This window comes from Nostoc sp. DSM 114160, assembly GCF_053470305.1.
This window is the reverse complement of record NZ_JBPFGO010000003.1, coordinates 163,626-177,331: the sequence shown is the minus strand read 5'-3', so window position 1 is coordinate 177,331 and position 13,706 is coordinate 163,626. Positions and strand designations below refer to the sequence as shown.

13 protein-coding genes and 2 pseudogenes are annotated in these 13,706 nt (G+C 40.7%); 8 read left to right on the top strand and 7 right to left on the bottom strand.

The window, feature by feature from the left end; translation table 11 throughout:
• The first annotated feature begins 87 nt into the window (after positions 1–87).
• On the top strand, positions 88–228 hold the full coding sequence (locus tag NSTCB13_RS25905; RefSeq protein ID WP_448274292.1) for a hypothetical protein: 141 nt from the start codon (positions 88–90) through the stop codon (positions 226–228).
• An 852-nt stretch (positions 229–1,080) separates the two neighbouring features.
• Here the strand turns inward: NSTCB13_RS25905 and NSTCB13_RS25900 are convergent.
• Positions 1,081–1,275 carry a hypothetical protein gene (locus tag NSTCB13_RS25900; protein ID WP_445627440.1) on the bottom strand — a complete coding sequence of 65 codons (195 nt, stop codon included), beginning with the start codon at positions 1,273–1,275 and terminating at the stop codon, positions 1,081–1,083.
• Complete coding sequence (locus tag NSTCB13_RS25895) at positions 1,260–1,502, bottom strand: DUF2281 domain-containing protein (RefSeq protein WP_445627441.1); 243 nt, start codon at positions 1,500–1,502, stop codon at positions 1,260–1,262. The genes NSTCB13_RS25900 and NSTCB13_RS25895 overlap by 16 nt, the downstream gene beginning before the upstream one ends.
• Positions 1,503–1,785: 283 nt before the next feature.
• On the opposite strand from NSTCB13_RS25895, the gene NSTCB13_RS25890 reads away from it, so the two are divergent.
• From NSTCB13_RS25890 to NSTCB13_RS25870, 5 genes and pseudogenes are all read left to right on the top strand, one after another.
• Positions 1,786–2,001 carry a bromodomain-containing protein gene (locus NSTCB13_RS25890; protein WP_445627442.1) on the top strand — a complete coding sequence of 72 codons (216 nt, stop codon included), beginning with the start codon at positions 1,786–1,788 and terminating at the stop codon, positions 1,999–2,001.
• 60 nt (positions 2,002–2,061) lie between these two features.
• Positions 2,062–2,610, top strand: a complete 549-nt coding sequence (locus NSTCB13_RS25885; protein WP_448274291.1) for an alpha/beta hydrolase — start codon at positions 2,062–2,064, stop codon at positions 2,608–2,610.
• 183 nt (positions 2,611–2,793) lie between these two features.
• Complete coding sequence (locus tag NSTCB13_RS25880; RefSeq protein ID WP_445627444.1) at positions 2,794–3,366, top strand: HdeD family acid-resistance protein; 573 nt, start codon at positions 2,794–2,796, stop codon at positions 3,364–3,366.
• A 274-nt stretch (positions 3,367–3,640) separates the two neighbouring features.
• A pseudogene (locus tag NSTCB13_RS25875) lies at positions 3,641–5,762 on the top strand (glycoside hydrolase family 10 protein).
• Positions 5,763–6,056: 294 nt separating this feature from the next.
• The gene (locus tag NSTCB13_RS25870) at positions 6,057–6,494 is read left to right on the top strand and encodes an NUDIX hydrolase (RefSeq protein WP_335002491.1); all 438 of its coding nucleotides are present in this window, start codon (positions 6,057–6,059) and stop codon (positions 6,492–6,494) included.
• Between the two features lie 99 nt (positions 6,495–6,593).
• Here the strand turns inward: NSTCB13_RS25870 and NSTCB13_RS25865 are convergent, their stop codons facing one another.
• The 3 genes from NSTCB13_RS25865 to NSTCB13_RS25855 all read right to left on the bottom strand — a co-directional run bounded on the left by NSTCB13_RS25865 (position 6,594) and on the right by NSTCB13_RS25855 (position 9,432).
• Positions 6,594–7,385, bottom strand: coding sequence for a GH25 family lysozyme (locus NSTCB13_RS25865; protein ID WP_445627446.1), 792 nt, complete (start codon positions 7,383–7,385; stop codon positions 6,594–6,596).
• A gap of 101 nt (positions 7,386–7,486) precedes the next feature.
• Positions 7,487–8,128 carry a DUF4232 domain-containing protein gene (locus NSTCB13_RS25860; RefSeq protein WP_445627447.1) on the bottom strand — a complete coding sequence of 214 codons (642 nt, stop codon included), beginning with the start codon at positions 8,126–8,128 and terminating at the stop codon, positions 7,487–7,489.
• A gap of 488 nt (positions 8,129–8,616) precedes the next feature.
• Positions 8,617–9,432, bottom strand: coding sequence for a class I SAM-dependent methyltransferase (locus NSTCB13_RS25855; protein WP_448265754.1), 816 nt, complete (start codon positions 9,430–9,432; stop codon positions 8,617–8,619).
• 178 nt (positions 9,433–9,610) lie between these two features.
• Here NSTCB13_RS25855 and NSTCB13_RS25850 point away from each other — a divergent pair, with 178 nt between their 5' ends.
• Together NSTCB13_RS25850 and NSTCB13_RS25845 are read left to right on the top strand one after the other, a co-directional pair.
• Positions 9,611–10,117 carry a pentapeptide repeat-containing protein gene (locus tag NSTCB13_RS25850; protein WP_448265753.1) on the top strand — a complete coding sequence of 169 codons (507 nt, stop codon included), beginning with the start codon at positions 9,611–9,613 and terminating at the stop codon, positions 10,115–10,117.
• Between the two features lie 213 nt (positions 10,118–10,330).
• Positions 10,331–11,347 (top strand): Vgb family protein, encoded by a 1,017-nt coding sequence (locus NSTCB13_RS25845; protein WP_448274290.1) that lies wholly within the window; start codon positions 10,331–10,333, stop codon positions 11,345–11,347.
• Between the two features lie 201 nt (positions 11,348–11,548).
• Here NSTCB13_RS25845 and pip read toward each other — a convergent pair.
• Positions 11,549–12,488 (bottom strand): annotated as a pseudogene (pip, locus tag NSTCB13_RS25840) (prolyl aminopeptidase).
• Positions 12,489–12,686: 198 nt separating this feature from the next.
• Positions 12,687–13,637 (bottom strand): AAA family ATPase, encoded by a 951-nt coding sequence (locus tag NSTCB13_RS25835; protein WP_448274289.1) that lies wholly within the window; start codon positions 13,635–13,637, stop codon positions 12,687–12,689.
• Between the last annotated feature and the right edge of the window lie 69 nt (positions 13,638–13,706).

Genomic DNA, 13,706 nt, shown 5'->3' with positions numbered 1-13,706 from the left:
AGGGAACAGGAAAGAAGGCATAGATCCGTTTGAAAAAGTCAAATGCCATTTAGCTTGTGGAAAACACTGAAATGAGTAACTAAACTGGTGTTTGAGAAAGCATTTAAGCCTTTTGCTTCCGGAAAACACCAAAATGAGAAAGCATTTAAGCCTTTTGCTTGCGGAAAACACCAAAATGAGAAAGCATTTAAGCCTTTTGATAAAGCATTTAAGCCTTTTGCTTGCTGAAAACACCGAAATGAGAAAGCATTCGAGTATTTTGAGAAAGCATTGAAACCTTTTGAGAAAGCATTTCGGTATTTTGAGAAAGTATTTTAATATTTTGATAAAGCAATTAGGCTTTTTGATAAAGCAATCAGCAAATATACCTGACGATTAAAAATCACGGCTGTACATAGCCTGCTTCCGGTTCGCCTTTAGAGGTTGTTTGAAAAGTTGCAAAGTATACTATAAAACCCACTTCTATTCCTCTCCCCGTTGGCGTCAACCTGCCGTTAGCCAAGCGGAGAGAGGCTTTGAAACCCCCATTCCCTTGTGAGTGTTGGGGGGCTAGGGGGGTTAGGTTTCCGAGGCTTCAGATGTGATGAAAAATACTTGTTCATTTTAATCCTAATAACCCAGCTGTAACTACCTCATACCATTTCACAAAAAATATGATACAGATGCAAACGCCCAAACCTATGCTACTTCTTACTTTCTTAATTTTGAATACTTCGACTACGCTCAGTACAAGTTTTGAATTTTGAATTGGTATCAGTTCCCCCAAATTCAAAACCTTTGCCAGCAACAGTATTGCTAAACTCCTCCCAAGTCAACCGTTTTGGCGTTGTTTTACAATCAAACGCACCAAATCTATGTAGGTAGAACTGTGACGCAACCGCCAGTTACCGAACCACCTGACACCAGTCCAACTTAATTAAATACTGGATACAACTACGGGTTTGAGTACTGTATAATTTCAATAATTTTATTAATAACCTCTGTTAATTTTTCAAGTTTTATTTGACCTGCTTGATATAAAATAATTTGTTTATCAGCAGTAAAAACTCGATTTGGTCTAATATTACTTGGCTGATTTAATTAACCGTAGCTAAAATCACTATTATCTAATTGAATGGCATAGATATCGCCAACAGCTTGGCTAGTAATTTGGCAAAGTATCAGATCGTCTCTCTGAAAAGTAGCAATAACTAAAGCAGGTCTGCGTTTTGTACCAGTTAAGTCTGAAAATGGAAATGGAACAATAACAACATCTCCTTTTACAAATCCTGCCATGCTGTATCTTCTTCTGGTCTTAACCAATCTTTTCGCAGTGATGATTCACTCATAATAGTGATTTCTAAGATTTTATCTTTTTGATACTTTGCTTGTAAGAATTGAACAAAATCTAAAATTTCCTGTAACAGAGGTTCAGGTAATTTTTCTAGTTCTTGTGTAATCTGTTCTTTAAGCATAATTGTCTGATTCTGTATTTGGGCAATATCTAAAATAATATTTATCATATCTGTTTTTGAATAAAAATATAAAATCAAACAAATCCTGCAACTGTAAAATGTTATATAACACCAGTAGCGATCGCAGCTAGTGACAATCGTTATTACATTTGCGATCGCAACTCATAATTGCCTTAAAATTAGGGTAATAGAGTATTACTACTTTAAGATGATGTTAAATTTATACCTTCTGAATGAGCCTCTTCAACCCATAGCAGGAGTATCACTTTCCATTCAGCGTCTAATATAAGCAACTAGGAAATCAAATTGCAGTATATCTGCCTTTTAAACTATGGACTGGAAGTATAGGTGGAAAAATGGTTATCGACCAAGCCGAGACGAAGCAGCAAAAAATCCTCATTTGTTAGATGAGAGCCAGTTCGAGAACGAACAAGACCGAAAGCTTGCTGAAGAAACTGCAAGGAAGCATTTGGGCGTACCTGCACCAACTTTAGACGAAGATCAATCAATACTACCTCATGCAGCTTTGCCTAATGACAAAATTTAATCCAAAGACATAGGCATTTTTTGCTTATGTCTGTTCCATACCATTATCAAGTTTAACAAAATGCAGATTTCGCAACTTCTCAATCGATTAAATAATAAATTTACTCAGTTACTCACTCAGACTGTAGCTTTAGGTGTAGGTGCTATTGTTCTATTCTCAACTACTAATGCTAATGCTGCCGAGCAAGTTATTTTAAAGTATGGTACTTTTCAGGGGCAAGTATCTGTTGAAGAATTAAGTCAGTTTACAGAAACTGGCAAGACTACCCCAACATTAAGAGCTTATTTACAGGCGGCGCAACAAGACCCCGCAGTAGCTCGTAAGGCATTGAAAGCCCCAATAAAAGCTGATGCTGCTTTTTTGAATAGTTTACTAGCTAGTTGGGCAGGGCCAATTTTAGTTAACCAAATTGGTGAGGTAGTTCATCCTCCCGCAGGACAATTAGACCAGCAAGCATTGCGAAGTGCTTTAAGTACATCTATTCAACAAAATGGTGAAGTGACATTACTTGGAGCCATTCAGAATTATCCAAATACTTCTGTTGAACTTGAAGGAGATCGTCTTATTTCTGTTTATGAACGTCTCAGCAATCTTGCAGAACTATTATAGGGTAATTTAGAGACAATACAGTTGCGATCTGATGATTGATTTAGTATCTCAATAGTCGTAAATTTTAATCACGATCGCAACGAAGTTAATACTGATGAGTCTATCTTAGGGTTCATACTGTGTTAATTAAAAATTCCCTAACCTAAATGTAGAGTTTAGTCTAAAAATAGGAAAGGGATTTTTATGACAACCGATGTTTCTAAAAATACTAACAAAAATGTGAATGGGTCACTGATAACAGGTGTTCTCTTGAGTATTTTAGGGGTGATTGCGATCGCAGCGCCTAATCTATCGACCATATTCGCCGAAACTTGGATTGCGGTGATTTTGATTTTCGCCGGATTTACAAAACTAGTTTATGCCACTCAAACCCGCCAGCAGGGAGGTTTTATTTGGAAACTTCTATTGAGCGGACTCTATATTGCAACCGGCATAATGTTGTTTGTTTATCCTTTTACAGGTGTACTCACACTAACTTTGTTGCTTGGCAGCTTTTTACTGGCTGAAGGTACATTCGAGTTAATTCTGGCATTCCGGTTACGTCCCCAAGAAAACTGGACGTGGATACTCGGTGATGGGATTATTACATTGGTCTTAGGCGCAATGATTTGGTTCCAGTGGCCCTTCAACGCACCCTGGCTTCTGGGTACACTAGTTGGCGTCAGCATTATTTTCACTGGCGTTTCGCGCGTCATGCTATCTTTGAATGCGCGTTCTACCTCAAATCCTACTAATGAAGCTGCAAATCCTACTTAGTAGATAGGAGTGGGGAGTGGGGGGCAATACTGCTCGGTTAAAGGGGAAAGGGTAAGGGGAAAAGGATTGGAAGGCTCGATATATTAAGATAAGGTTTTTTCCCCTTCCCCATTTCCCATTCCCCCTTCCCCATTTCCCATTCTCAAACTTAAGTAGTTAAAGTTTACAAGACGACATTGCAGCAGCGATGCCTATGGCTGGCTATGCCTACGCCAACAAAATTGCTAAATTAACAAAGGAAATCAAAATCAAGGCCAGCTAGCTGCAATCAACAATGGTATCTATTGCTACTCCATTCTCGGATATTCAAAACCATTGGGCACGCTCATTTATAACAGCCTTAGCCCAACGCGGTATTGTCAGTGGGTTGCCTAATGGCACTTATCGCCCTGATAATTCACTTACCCGTGCTGAATTTGCCGCAATTATTGCCAACGCATTTGGGACAGTTTCCAAGAAGCGGCAGTATGTTTCCTTTGTTGATGTACCCACGAATTATTGGGCAGCAGCAGCCATTAAAACAGCTTACGAAAAAGCATTTATTAGCGGTTTCCCTGATAAAACTTTCCGTTCAGCTAACCGAATTACTAGGGTAGAAGTCTTAGTTTCCTTGGTAGCAGGCTTAGAAATTGCTACCAAGGTAAAACCTGACCTGCTCTCAAAACTTTCACAGATTTATCAGGATTCTGTACAGATTCCTGAGTATGGTAGAAATCATGTAGCTATTGCCACCAGCGCTGGATTGGTAGTTAGTTTCCCAAATATTAAATTACTCAATCCTAATCTCGCAGCTACTCGTGCAGATGTGGCAGTGATTATTTATCAAGCTTTGGTGTATTTAGGTCAGGCAGAAAAAATTGCCTCTAGTTACTTAGTACAGCCGCCAATCTTAACACCAACTCCAACTCCAACACCAACTCCAACTCCAACTCCAACGCCAACTCCAATACCAACTCCAATTCCAACACCGACACCAATACCAACTCCAACGCCCACACCTATCGGTAGCGTTAGGGTAAATCATAGCCGGGAATTCCGGGGAGCATGGGTAGTATCTGTGTGGAATGGTGATTGGCCTTCCAAACCGGGGCTTTCTGTTGCTCAACAAAAAGCAGAACTTACCGAGATTATTACTAAATTACAAGCGCTAAACTTCAATGCTCTGATTTTCCAGGTGCGACCAGAGGGAGACGCTTTGTATGAATCTCGATTAGAGCCTTGGAGTGCTTGGATTACAGGAACTCAAGGTAAAGCACCAGAACCATTTTACGATCCTTTAGCGTTTGCGATCGCAGAATGTCATAAGCATAATCTTGAACTCCATGCTTGGTTTAACCCTTACCGCGCTAGCACTTCCACCGACCCAGCGAAAACAGTCCGTCCCCACATCGCAGCTACTAATCCAGAAAGCGTTTATTTGTGGAAAACACAACGCTGGATGGACCCCAGGACTAAAAATAGTTCAGGATAGGGCGTATAACGTAATTCTCGATGTAGTGAAGCGCTACGATGTTGATGGCATTCACTTAGATGATTATTTCTATCCATATCCTATTGAGGGACAGTCTTTCCCCGATGATAAAACCTATGCTGCATATAAAGCAGCTGGTGGTACACTCAGCCTTGGCGACTGGCGACGGGACAATGTTAACAAAATGGTACAGCGCCTCTGGCAAGGGATTAAAACAACCAAACCCGACGTTAAATTTGGTATCAGTCCTTTTGGGATTTATCGCCCCGGTCAACCCGCGGGTATCACTGGATTGGATGCTTACAATGTGCTGTATGCCGACTCAAAAAAATGGTTAGAAGAAGGTTGGATTGATTATATTGCTCCTCAACTTTACTGGCGCACAGACCAACCACAACAAAGTTATCCAGCGTTGCTACAGTGGTGGACACAAGTAAACACAAAGCAAAGACACGTTTATGCTGGTAACAATTTGACAGAACCAAGCAACAAGAGTCGCGAAAGTGATGAGATTGAAAAGCAGGTGAAAATTAGTCGTAGCCAAGCTGGACGGTTGTCACTAGGGAATATCTTCTTTAATCTCAGTGTTTTGACAGAAAATAGTCAGGGTATTGCTGATAAATTTCAAAGTCTGCTGTATAACAAACCTGCCTTACCGCCAACTTTGCCTTGGCAAGATACAACACCACCATCTCCACCCATTGGACTACAAGTCAATAACCGCAAATTAAGTTGGCAGCCTGGAGATAATCAGCCAGTTCGTTCCTGGACACTTTATCGGCTGAGTGGCGATACTTGGACAATTCAACGAATTTTATCTGCTGGCACAACCTTCGCTACCGTCCAACAAGCCGGAACCTATGCCGTGTGTGCAGTGGATAGATTAGCCAACGAGAGTGCGGGAACAGTTATTACAGTTAGTTGAACAACAGTGTTGCCCAGATTCCTGATAACTTTTGTGGAGACAAGTAACGAATAGGGGTCTGACTCTTCAAGATAAAACCAGTCTGACAATAATACTGTAACTGCGGCATTAAAACCATCATCACCCGCTTAAACACTGATGCTGGAAATTTTTTGAATAATTAACTCTTATAAGCAAAAAATAGTTTTAACCTTTTCATAACTTAAGATTAACCCAAATTTATCCGGTATCAGCTCTAGAATTTCTGAAGTAAACATTGTACAAAAAAGCTAGGACGTACAGGATGTAAATTACATGACTCGAAAAGCCAGTAAAGTGTTTATACAGTCTGGGGTAATTCCTTACAGAGTGAACAATGGTAAAGTTGAAATCTTGCTAATTACAACTCGTGACTTTCAACACTGGGTGATTCCCAAAGGAGATATTCCTAATGGCATGAGTCCACCTGATTCCGCAGCCAAAGAGGCGTGGGAAGAAGCAGGGATAATTGGGCAAGTGGATGCAAATGAACTAGGAACTTACAAGTACCGCAAACAAGGCAAAATTTACTGCGTCAAGATGTATTTACTATCAGTTGATATGCTGAGTGAAGATTATCCAGAAGCAACTAAAAGAAAACGGCAGTGGGTAGAAGTGAAGAAAGCTATTAGGCGAGTTAAGTTTAATTCACTCAAACGAATCTTGAAAGGTTTTTTCCAGGTCGAATCTCAATTTTGTTCGTTACGATGTTAAGTAATAACCACAATAAATCAAACTACATTATACAATATAAAATTAATTAAAGGTTTGGAGCCGTTGACCACAAACCTTTGCTTATTCACACCTACTTACTTAAATCCATAGTAAAGCTATCCAAGTTTTTATACCGACAATTCCATCAGCTTGCAATTTTTTAGATGTTTGAAAACTAACAATTGCATTCTTAACTGACTCAGAAAAACGCCCATCGATGGCATCAGTATATAAGCCAATATCTTTTAATTGCTGTTGTAATTGTTTTACTCTTAGCCCAGAATCTCCTAGCTGCAATCCATTAAATCTATTCAAATCGGCTCGACCACTAACACCAGTTACACCAGATATATCACCTTCATATTGATGGATTAAGTATTGTCCTTGCCAAGCACCAGGAATAGTTGGGTTTCGAGTTCCGTAGTGGGCAATCCATAACGGATAAGTAGCAAAATCAGATGGATTACCAAGTTGTTCCCAAAAACTGGGGAAGGTATAAATAATTGGTTTGATTGGTTTTTTTGTTTGTTGCAAAAGGGCTTTTTCCACCTCTGCTAACCACAACTTCGCTCCATTAATTACAGCTTGGCTACTTCCTTTGTCAGTTACCTCTACATCCAGAACTGGTGGTAAGTCTCCCGGTTCTAATTTGCCCAAAGTTTTTAAGAATTCCTTTGCTTGCTGCACCGGATCGGATGTATGAGGGTGAAAAAAATGATAAGCACCGCGAATCAGACCAACAGCTTTCATAGTTTGCCAGTGATGAGCAAAAAGAGAGTCTTTGATGCTAGCTCCTTCTGTGGCTTTGACAAACGCAAAAGTTTTACCAGAGTTTTTTACTGCCGTCCAATCTACTCTGCCATCTTGATCGGCAACATCAATTCCTTCCATAAAATTTTTTAACCTTTTTGATCAGTACAATCCTGAACTTATCAGAGGCTTTGATTAAATTTATGCTTTTTTTGGGTATTTGAGTAAATTACAGAAATTTACTAGGGTTGGGTGTTAACGGCTCGTACTGGAGTCACTCTAACTTTGCCTGTACAAGGCTTGATTTGTTCTGTAAGGGTCAAGTGCTCGTAAGCATTAGGAGGTGTGATTTGAATTTTACTAGACATTGGGCAGTTTTGATCTGGGGAATTAATGTGGTTGTATGCTATCTGAAATGAGGCTTGTTTTCCAGGAGCCAGAATTACTTGTTGTCGAGGTTGCTTACTCGAAAAGTAAGTATCCTTGGAGCGAATAACTTTAATCCCCTGCAAAGGTTGATCTTTTGCATCCAGTAGTCCCAGTCCCGGATAACCATAGAGGGTGCAAGGGGATGAGCCGTTATTGGTGAAGGCGTAGGTGAGTGCAACATTCCCAACGCCAGCATCTTCGGAAATTCGGCGCACTGATAATTGGCTAGTTTCACAGCGCGTCGGATTTGTGGCAGTAGTGGCTTCAGGGGTAGAATGCTCTATAGGTTTTGCAGTCGGTGTAGGTGTTGAGTTCAACACAGCTTCTTTCGTCGGCTGTTCAGTGATTGTTGGCAAAGCTTGCGGCTGTTTTGTAACAGAGGAAGAACCGACACAGCCAGTTGTCATTGCAGTTAGGAGCAATAACAGACTGCTTTCCACAATTAGAATTCGCATATCTTCTTTTTTTGTAGTGAACTACTTACACTGATGCTTCATATACAGTATAAGTTTCCAAATTTACAAGGGTTATGCACGTCTGCTCCAATGACTTGTTCTGCTGCATCATTAGACCTCTTGCAAAAATATATTTTTGCAAGAGAGGGAAAAGGGAAAAGGTTAAAGGGAAAAGGTTTTGAATTTCTTTACTCTTTTACCCTTTTCCCCCGCCCCTTATCCCCAGAGCAGGGTGGTTTCATACAACGAGAGAAAAACTAAAAATAGATTTCAAAGCCTCTCTCCGCTTGCCTAACGGCAGGCTGACGCCAACGGGGAGAGGAATGGAAGTGGGGTCAAAATCTATGGTTATATATGAGAAATCAAGACTTATGTATTTTTCTTTTTTCGTATGAAACCACCCTGGCCCCTTATCCCCTTCAGGGGCCCCACCTTCCCCTTTACCCCGACAAATGCCAAGAAGTCTATTACATAACAAATTCAACAGCTTATCCATCTTTTCGGGCAACGTGAACAGCAGAAAGAAACGAGAGGTTTACACTGTCTCCAAAGTTCCTCAGCTTTTCTTGCAATTGTGCAAATAGCAACTCCTTCGCCTTTGGCTCCAGTGTACTCATGGTACTTAATAGCTTAAAGAAGTCATCAATGCTGTACGTCACCTCACACGCGATTTGCTCAGTTACCAACTCCTTAAAATAACCAGAGTCTAGAATGTCTTGTTCAAACCCTCTCAAAATTTCTGCTTGAGTTTCTGCACCTTCATAGCGGACAAGTGAAGGAGCATAAACTTGATACACTTGCTCGATCGCTTGGTAAACTTCATATTTCAGTTCAGGTCTCAGATTCCATAGTAGGATGAGAAACCCGTTGTCGCGTAATGCTGTCGCTGCCTTGGCATAGCGAATTTCTGACGGTATCCAGTGAAAGGCATTAGCAGATAGAACGGCATTGAACTGTTTTGCTTTTAGTTCCCACTCCTCAAATGAGGTGTTGTGGATTGCAACGTTTGGATAGGTTGCACAATGGCGTTGTGCCAAACGACAAAAATCTTGGTTTGGCTCAATACACGTCATTGAAAAACCAAATTGAGCGTAAGCTACTGTCGCATTTCCTGGACCACAACCGACCTCAAGAATCGATGCATCTGAGTCAAGTTGGGCTAAAACGACAGACCGCTCGATCAGTTCCTTTGGATATTTTGGTCTAGCGTTGTAATAAATATCAGCTACGGGAGAATACCAATTCCTTCGCTGTTCTAAATCTATAGAAGCTCTGGCATTTATTTCTTGTTTAGAGTCTTGCATAATTATCTGTTGCTTCAATCAAAACGCTATACTGCTTTTCACAATTAGAATTCCCATATTTTCTTTTTTTGTAGTGAACTAGTTACACTGATACATCATATACATTGTAAGTTTCCAAATTTACAAGGGTTAGCGTTGCTGTTCATATATATGTATTGGAAGATGCAAGAGGTAAATTATGAAAGATGAAAGAAAGTTTATCGAGCGTAGAAAGTTGCTTAAGAGATATGCTGCTGGCGAGAGAGATTTTGCTGGAATTAGAATCAGTTCCTCCGGGCTGGATGGAGAAGATTTGCGGGAAATTGACTTGAGCGGAGCCGATTTGATAGGTGTTGATTTGAGTGGCTCCAACCTGAGCTATGCTAACTTGAGTGGAGCCAAAATGCTTTGTGTTAACCTCACTAATGCCAATCTCAGTTATGCGAATCTGCGAGGAGTTGACTTAAGTGGTGCTGATTGCATAGGGACTGACTTTTCCAATGCCAGTTTGAATGATGCTATCTTTACTGCTGCTGTATTTGATGGGGCTAATCTCTACAGGGCGGCGATTGGTGGTACTGCCAAATTCATAAAAACTGATTTTAGAGGAGCCAAAAATTTCCCCCCTCTCGGAGAAGGTGTTTTGGTGTATAAAACTTTTAGAGAAGATGGAAGTTTCTTCAAAGCCCCTAATTGGATTGAGTGAGGTGGAGAGAGTAATAATTAAGTGCAAGCTTATAGGGAAACATATTGACAAAACGCGATCTTTGCTTTCGACTTTTGAATAATGTAGGGAAATAGATTTATGCTTCGTTCAGATCGCCCATTTACATAACTAGCAACTTGAGTTAGTAACAGAAATTCTACGAATGTATGATTAACTGTACTTAGTAAGTATGATTGTTTGAGCTAAAAAATTATGAGATTTTTCAATTTTTGTCAGATCAGTCTTCCACTGGTCGGTTTTGCCTTACTAGGATGGATAGCGCCAAGAGCTAATGCAGCGCTTTTAGTCGGGAGTTATTATAATAACTCCGTTCTGCGCTACGACGAAAAAACGGGAGAATTCATTGATGACTTCGTTCCTTCCGGTAGTGGCGGACTAAAGGGAGCAACTGGTTTAACTTTTGGACCCGATAAAAATCTCTATGTTAGTAGTATTTTGAGCGGTAGTATCCAACGTTACGATGGTAAAACAGGGAATTTCATTAGTACCTTTGTTCCTTCAGGTAGTGGTGGACTAGATTCACCTGAAGACTTAGTTTTTGGACCTGACAACAACCTCTACGTTACCAGTATTAACAGCCGCACTAGTAATAATGTTCTACGCTACAATGGGCAAACAGGAGAATTTATCAATGCCTTTGTCCCCTCCGGTAGCGGCGGACTCACTGCACCTTTTGGTTTGAGCTTTGGTTCAGACGGGAACCTTTACGTAAGTAGTAGTCTGACTGATAGTGTTTTAAGGTATAACGGGCAAACAGGAGCTTTTATTGATACTTTTGCTACAGAGGAAAAAGGGTCGGAACCTGATGGCTTGAGCTTTGGACCAGACGGTAATCTCTACGTCGCTAACTTTCGGACTAATAATATCTTGCGCTATAACGGTAAGACGGGAGCTTTTATCGATACTTTTGTCCCATCTGGTAGTGGCGGACTTAACGGCCCTGTAAAGCCAATCTTTGGTACTGACGGCAACCTCTACGTTAGTGGTTTAAATAGTAACAATGTATTACGTTACGACGGCAAGACAGGAGCTTTTATTGATACCTTTGTCCCTGTCGGTAGAGGTGGGTTGAATGGGGCTGGCTTTTTGGCTTTCACTGAAAATAGCACTGTTGTTCCTGAACCTAGAATGGATCTAGCTGTATTGGCACTTGGTGCTATGCTAGGAGCAAGCAAGGTACTTAGCCGTAAGCAGAAAGCCACATCATAAAAATCCAGCAATTACTAAAGCTTGAGTAGGAACCCCAGGCGATTTGAGCATTTTGATTCCAAATACCCAAAAATTTAAATCTAAATTGAATTTACTACAATTTGGAGAGGAAGTAGCAGCTAATGGCTGTACTTACCCTCCAAATAATGATTATTTTTACTATTTTTGGTGATTTTATTTTTTTTAATTCCTTGATACAAATTAAATATTATCTGTTGCCTCAATCAAAGCACTGCAAATTCCTGGTTCACTCATCGAATGTCCGGCATCAGGAACCACTATAAATTCGGCTTCTGGCCAAGCTCGATGTAATTCCCAAGCTGATATCATTGGGCAGACTACATCATAGCGTCCCTGAACAATTACAGCCGGAATATGGCGGATGCGGTCTACATTTAAGAGTAATTGATCTTCTGTTTCCAAAAATCCTTTATTCATAAAGTAATGGCATTCAATACGTGCGAAAGCTGAAGCAAATTCACTTTCGCCAAACTTTTGCATAAGTTCTGGATCGAAGAAAAGTCTACTGGTACTAGCTTCCCAAATTGACCAAGCACGCGCTGCTGTTAATTGAATTTCTAAATCTGGATTGGTCAAGCGTTTGTAATATGCTGCGATTAAATCGTCACGTTCATCTATGGGAATTGGTTTGAGATATTCTTCCCAAGCATCAGGAAAAATATAGCTAGCACCCTCTTGGTAGAACCAGCGCAACTCTTTTTGTCTCAGCATGAAGATCCCACGCAGAATTAATCCTGTGCATCGAGAGGGATGGGTTTGACTGTAGGCTAATGATAAAGTGCTACCCCAACTACCACCGAAAACCGCCCACTTTTCTATACCTAAATGTTGGCGCAGTTTTTCAATATCACTGACTAAATCCCAAGTGGTGTTTTCTCGTAATTCTGCATGGGGTGTACTTTGACCACAACCACGCTGGTCAAACATGACTAACCGCCATTTTTCTGGGTGGAAATATTGCCGATAAAAAGCTGGACATCCACCACCAGGGCCTCCATGCAGCAAAACGATGGGTTGACCCTTGCGGGTTTCCTGACTCTTCAAAATGGATAGTATGAAGGTCGGAAACTTGTAAACTACCTTCTAAGTAAGGCTCGATCGCTGGGTAAAGTTCTCGCATTTTCGATATTTTATCAGTAATGTTGTGATGGCGATCGCTATGTATCAATACGGTTCAGATAAGCATTTTGAACTCAAAATAGGGTTTGGGGAAAAGGGAAATGGGTTTGCGGTTAAAGGTTTTTTATTCCCCTTTCCCCTTTACCCTTTCCCCTTTAACCGAACCGTATTGCGCTATGTCTTGGTGAAACAACATTTTTTACCTTGGAACTGGTACTTGATTAATTACCGACGCAATTACCGCATCCATTTGTAAACCATCCAGCATCGCTTCTGGTTTCAATATGAGACGATGACGTAGTAACGGTGATGCAACTGCTTTTACATCATCTGGCGTTACAAAATCCCTTCCCGCTAACCATGCTATGGCTTGAGATGTCTGCAACCAAGCACCGCTAGCGCGGGGTGATGCACCCAAAGTTAGATCGGGATATTGACGCGATATTGTCACCAATGCCAACAAATAATCAACGATCGCTTCTGATACTTTAACTTCTTTGACTGCTTGTCGTGCTTGCAAAATGTCGGCTACTGTTGCGATTGGTTTCAAACGGCTAATATCTAAACGTCGTGCTGCAAAACCCGCCTGACGATTGAGTAACATTTGCTTTTCAGCAGCTCGATCGGGGTAATCTACCATCAGCTTAAATAAAAATCTGTCTAACTGGGCCTCTGGTAAAGGATAAGTACCCTCAAATTCTAGGGGGTTTTGGGTTGCAATTACCCAAAATAAATCTGGTAAAGGCAAACTTTCACCATCCAGTGTTACCTGCATCTCTTCCATTGCTTCTAGCAGCGCCGCTTGTGTCTTAGGCGGAGTACGGTTGATTTCGTCTGCTAGCAATACTTCAGTAAATATTGGCCCTTTTTTCAAAGTGAAATTGCGGCTATTCAAGTCAAAAATATTTGTACCAGTAATATCTGAAGGTAAAACATCTGGTGTTAATTGAATTCGGCGAAACTCCCCTTGAATTAACTGCGCCAACACTTTTACGAGTAGGGTTTTCCCAGTTCCCGGTACTCCTTCTAAAATTACGTGCCCACCCGCTAGCAGTGCTACTAAGAGTTGCTGTATTAAACTAGATTGTCCGACAATTACTTGATTAAGACCTTGACCAAGCCGAATTAAAATAGGATGCGTTTCACTCATATTTTTTATTGATAAATAACCAACGCAGAGTACAATTCCAAAAAAAGATGTTGCATATTTGCGGGATGA

Coding starts and splice junctions, on each gene's coding strand:
- NSTCB13_RS25890 (WP_445627442.1), top strand. CDS start 1,786: ATGGACTGGAAGTATAGGTGGAAAAATGGTTATCGACCAAGCCGAGAC.
- NSTCB13_RS25860 (WP_445627447.1), bottom strand. CDS start 8,128: ATGCGAATTCTAATTGTGGAAAGCAGTCTGTTATTGCTCCTAACTGCA.
- NSTCB13_RS25865 (WP_445627446.1), bottom strand. CDS start 7,385: ATGGAAGGAATTGATGTTGCCGATCAAGATGGCAGAGTAGATTGGACG.
- NSTCB13_RS25850 (WP_448265753.1), top strand. CDS start 9,611: ATGAAAGATGAAAGAAAGTTTATCGAGCGTAGAAAGTTGCTTAAGAGA.
- NSTCB13_RS25870 (WP_335002491.1), top strand. CDS start 6,057: ATGACTCGAAAAGCCAGTAAAGTGTTTATACAGTCTGGGGTAATTCCT.
- NSTCB13_RS25895 (WP_445627441.1), bottom strand. CDS start 1,502: ATGATAAATATTATTTTAGATATTGCCCAAATACAGAATCAGACAATT.
- NSTCB13_RS25880 (WP_445627444.1), top strand. CDS start 2,794: ATGACAACCGATGTTTCTAAAAATACTAACAAAAATGTGAATGGGTCA.
- NSTCB13_RS25885 (WP_448274291.1), top strand. CDS start 2,062: ATGCAGATTTCGCAACTTCTCAATCGATTAAATAATAAATTTACTCAG.
- NSTCB13_RS25835 (WP_448274289.1), bottom strand. CDS start 13,637: ATGAGTGAAACGCATCCTATTTTAATTCGGCTTGGTCAAGGTCTTAAT.
- NSTCB13_RS25855 (WP_448265754.1), bottom strand. CDS start 9,432: ATGCAAGACTCTAAACAAGAAATAAATGCCAGAGCTTCTATAGATTTA.
- NSTCB13_RS25845 (WP_448274290.1), top strand. CDS start 10,331: ATGAGATTTTTCAATTTTTGTCAGATCAGTCTTCCACTGGTCGGTTTT.
- NSTCB13_RS25900 (WP_445627440.1), bottom strand. CDS start 1,275: ATGGCAGGATTTGTAAAAGGAGATGTTGTTATTGTTCCATTTCCATTT.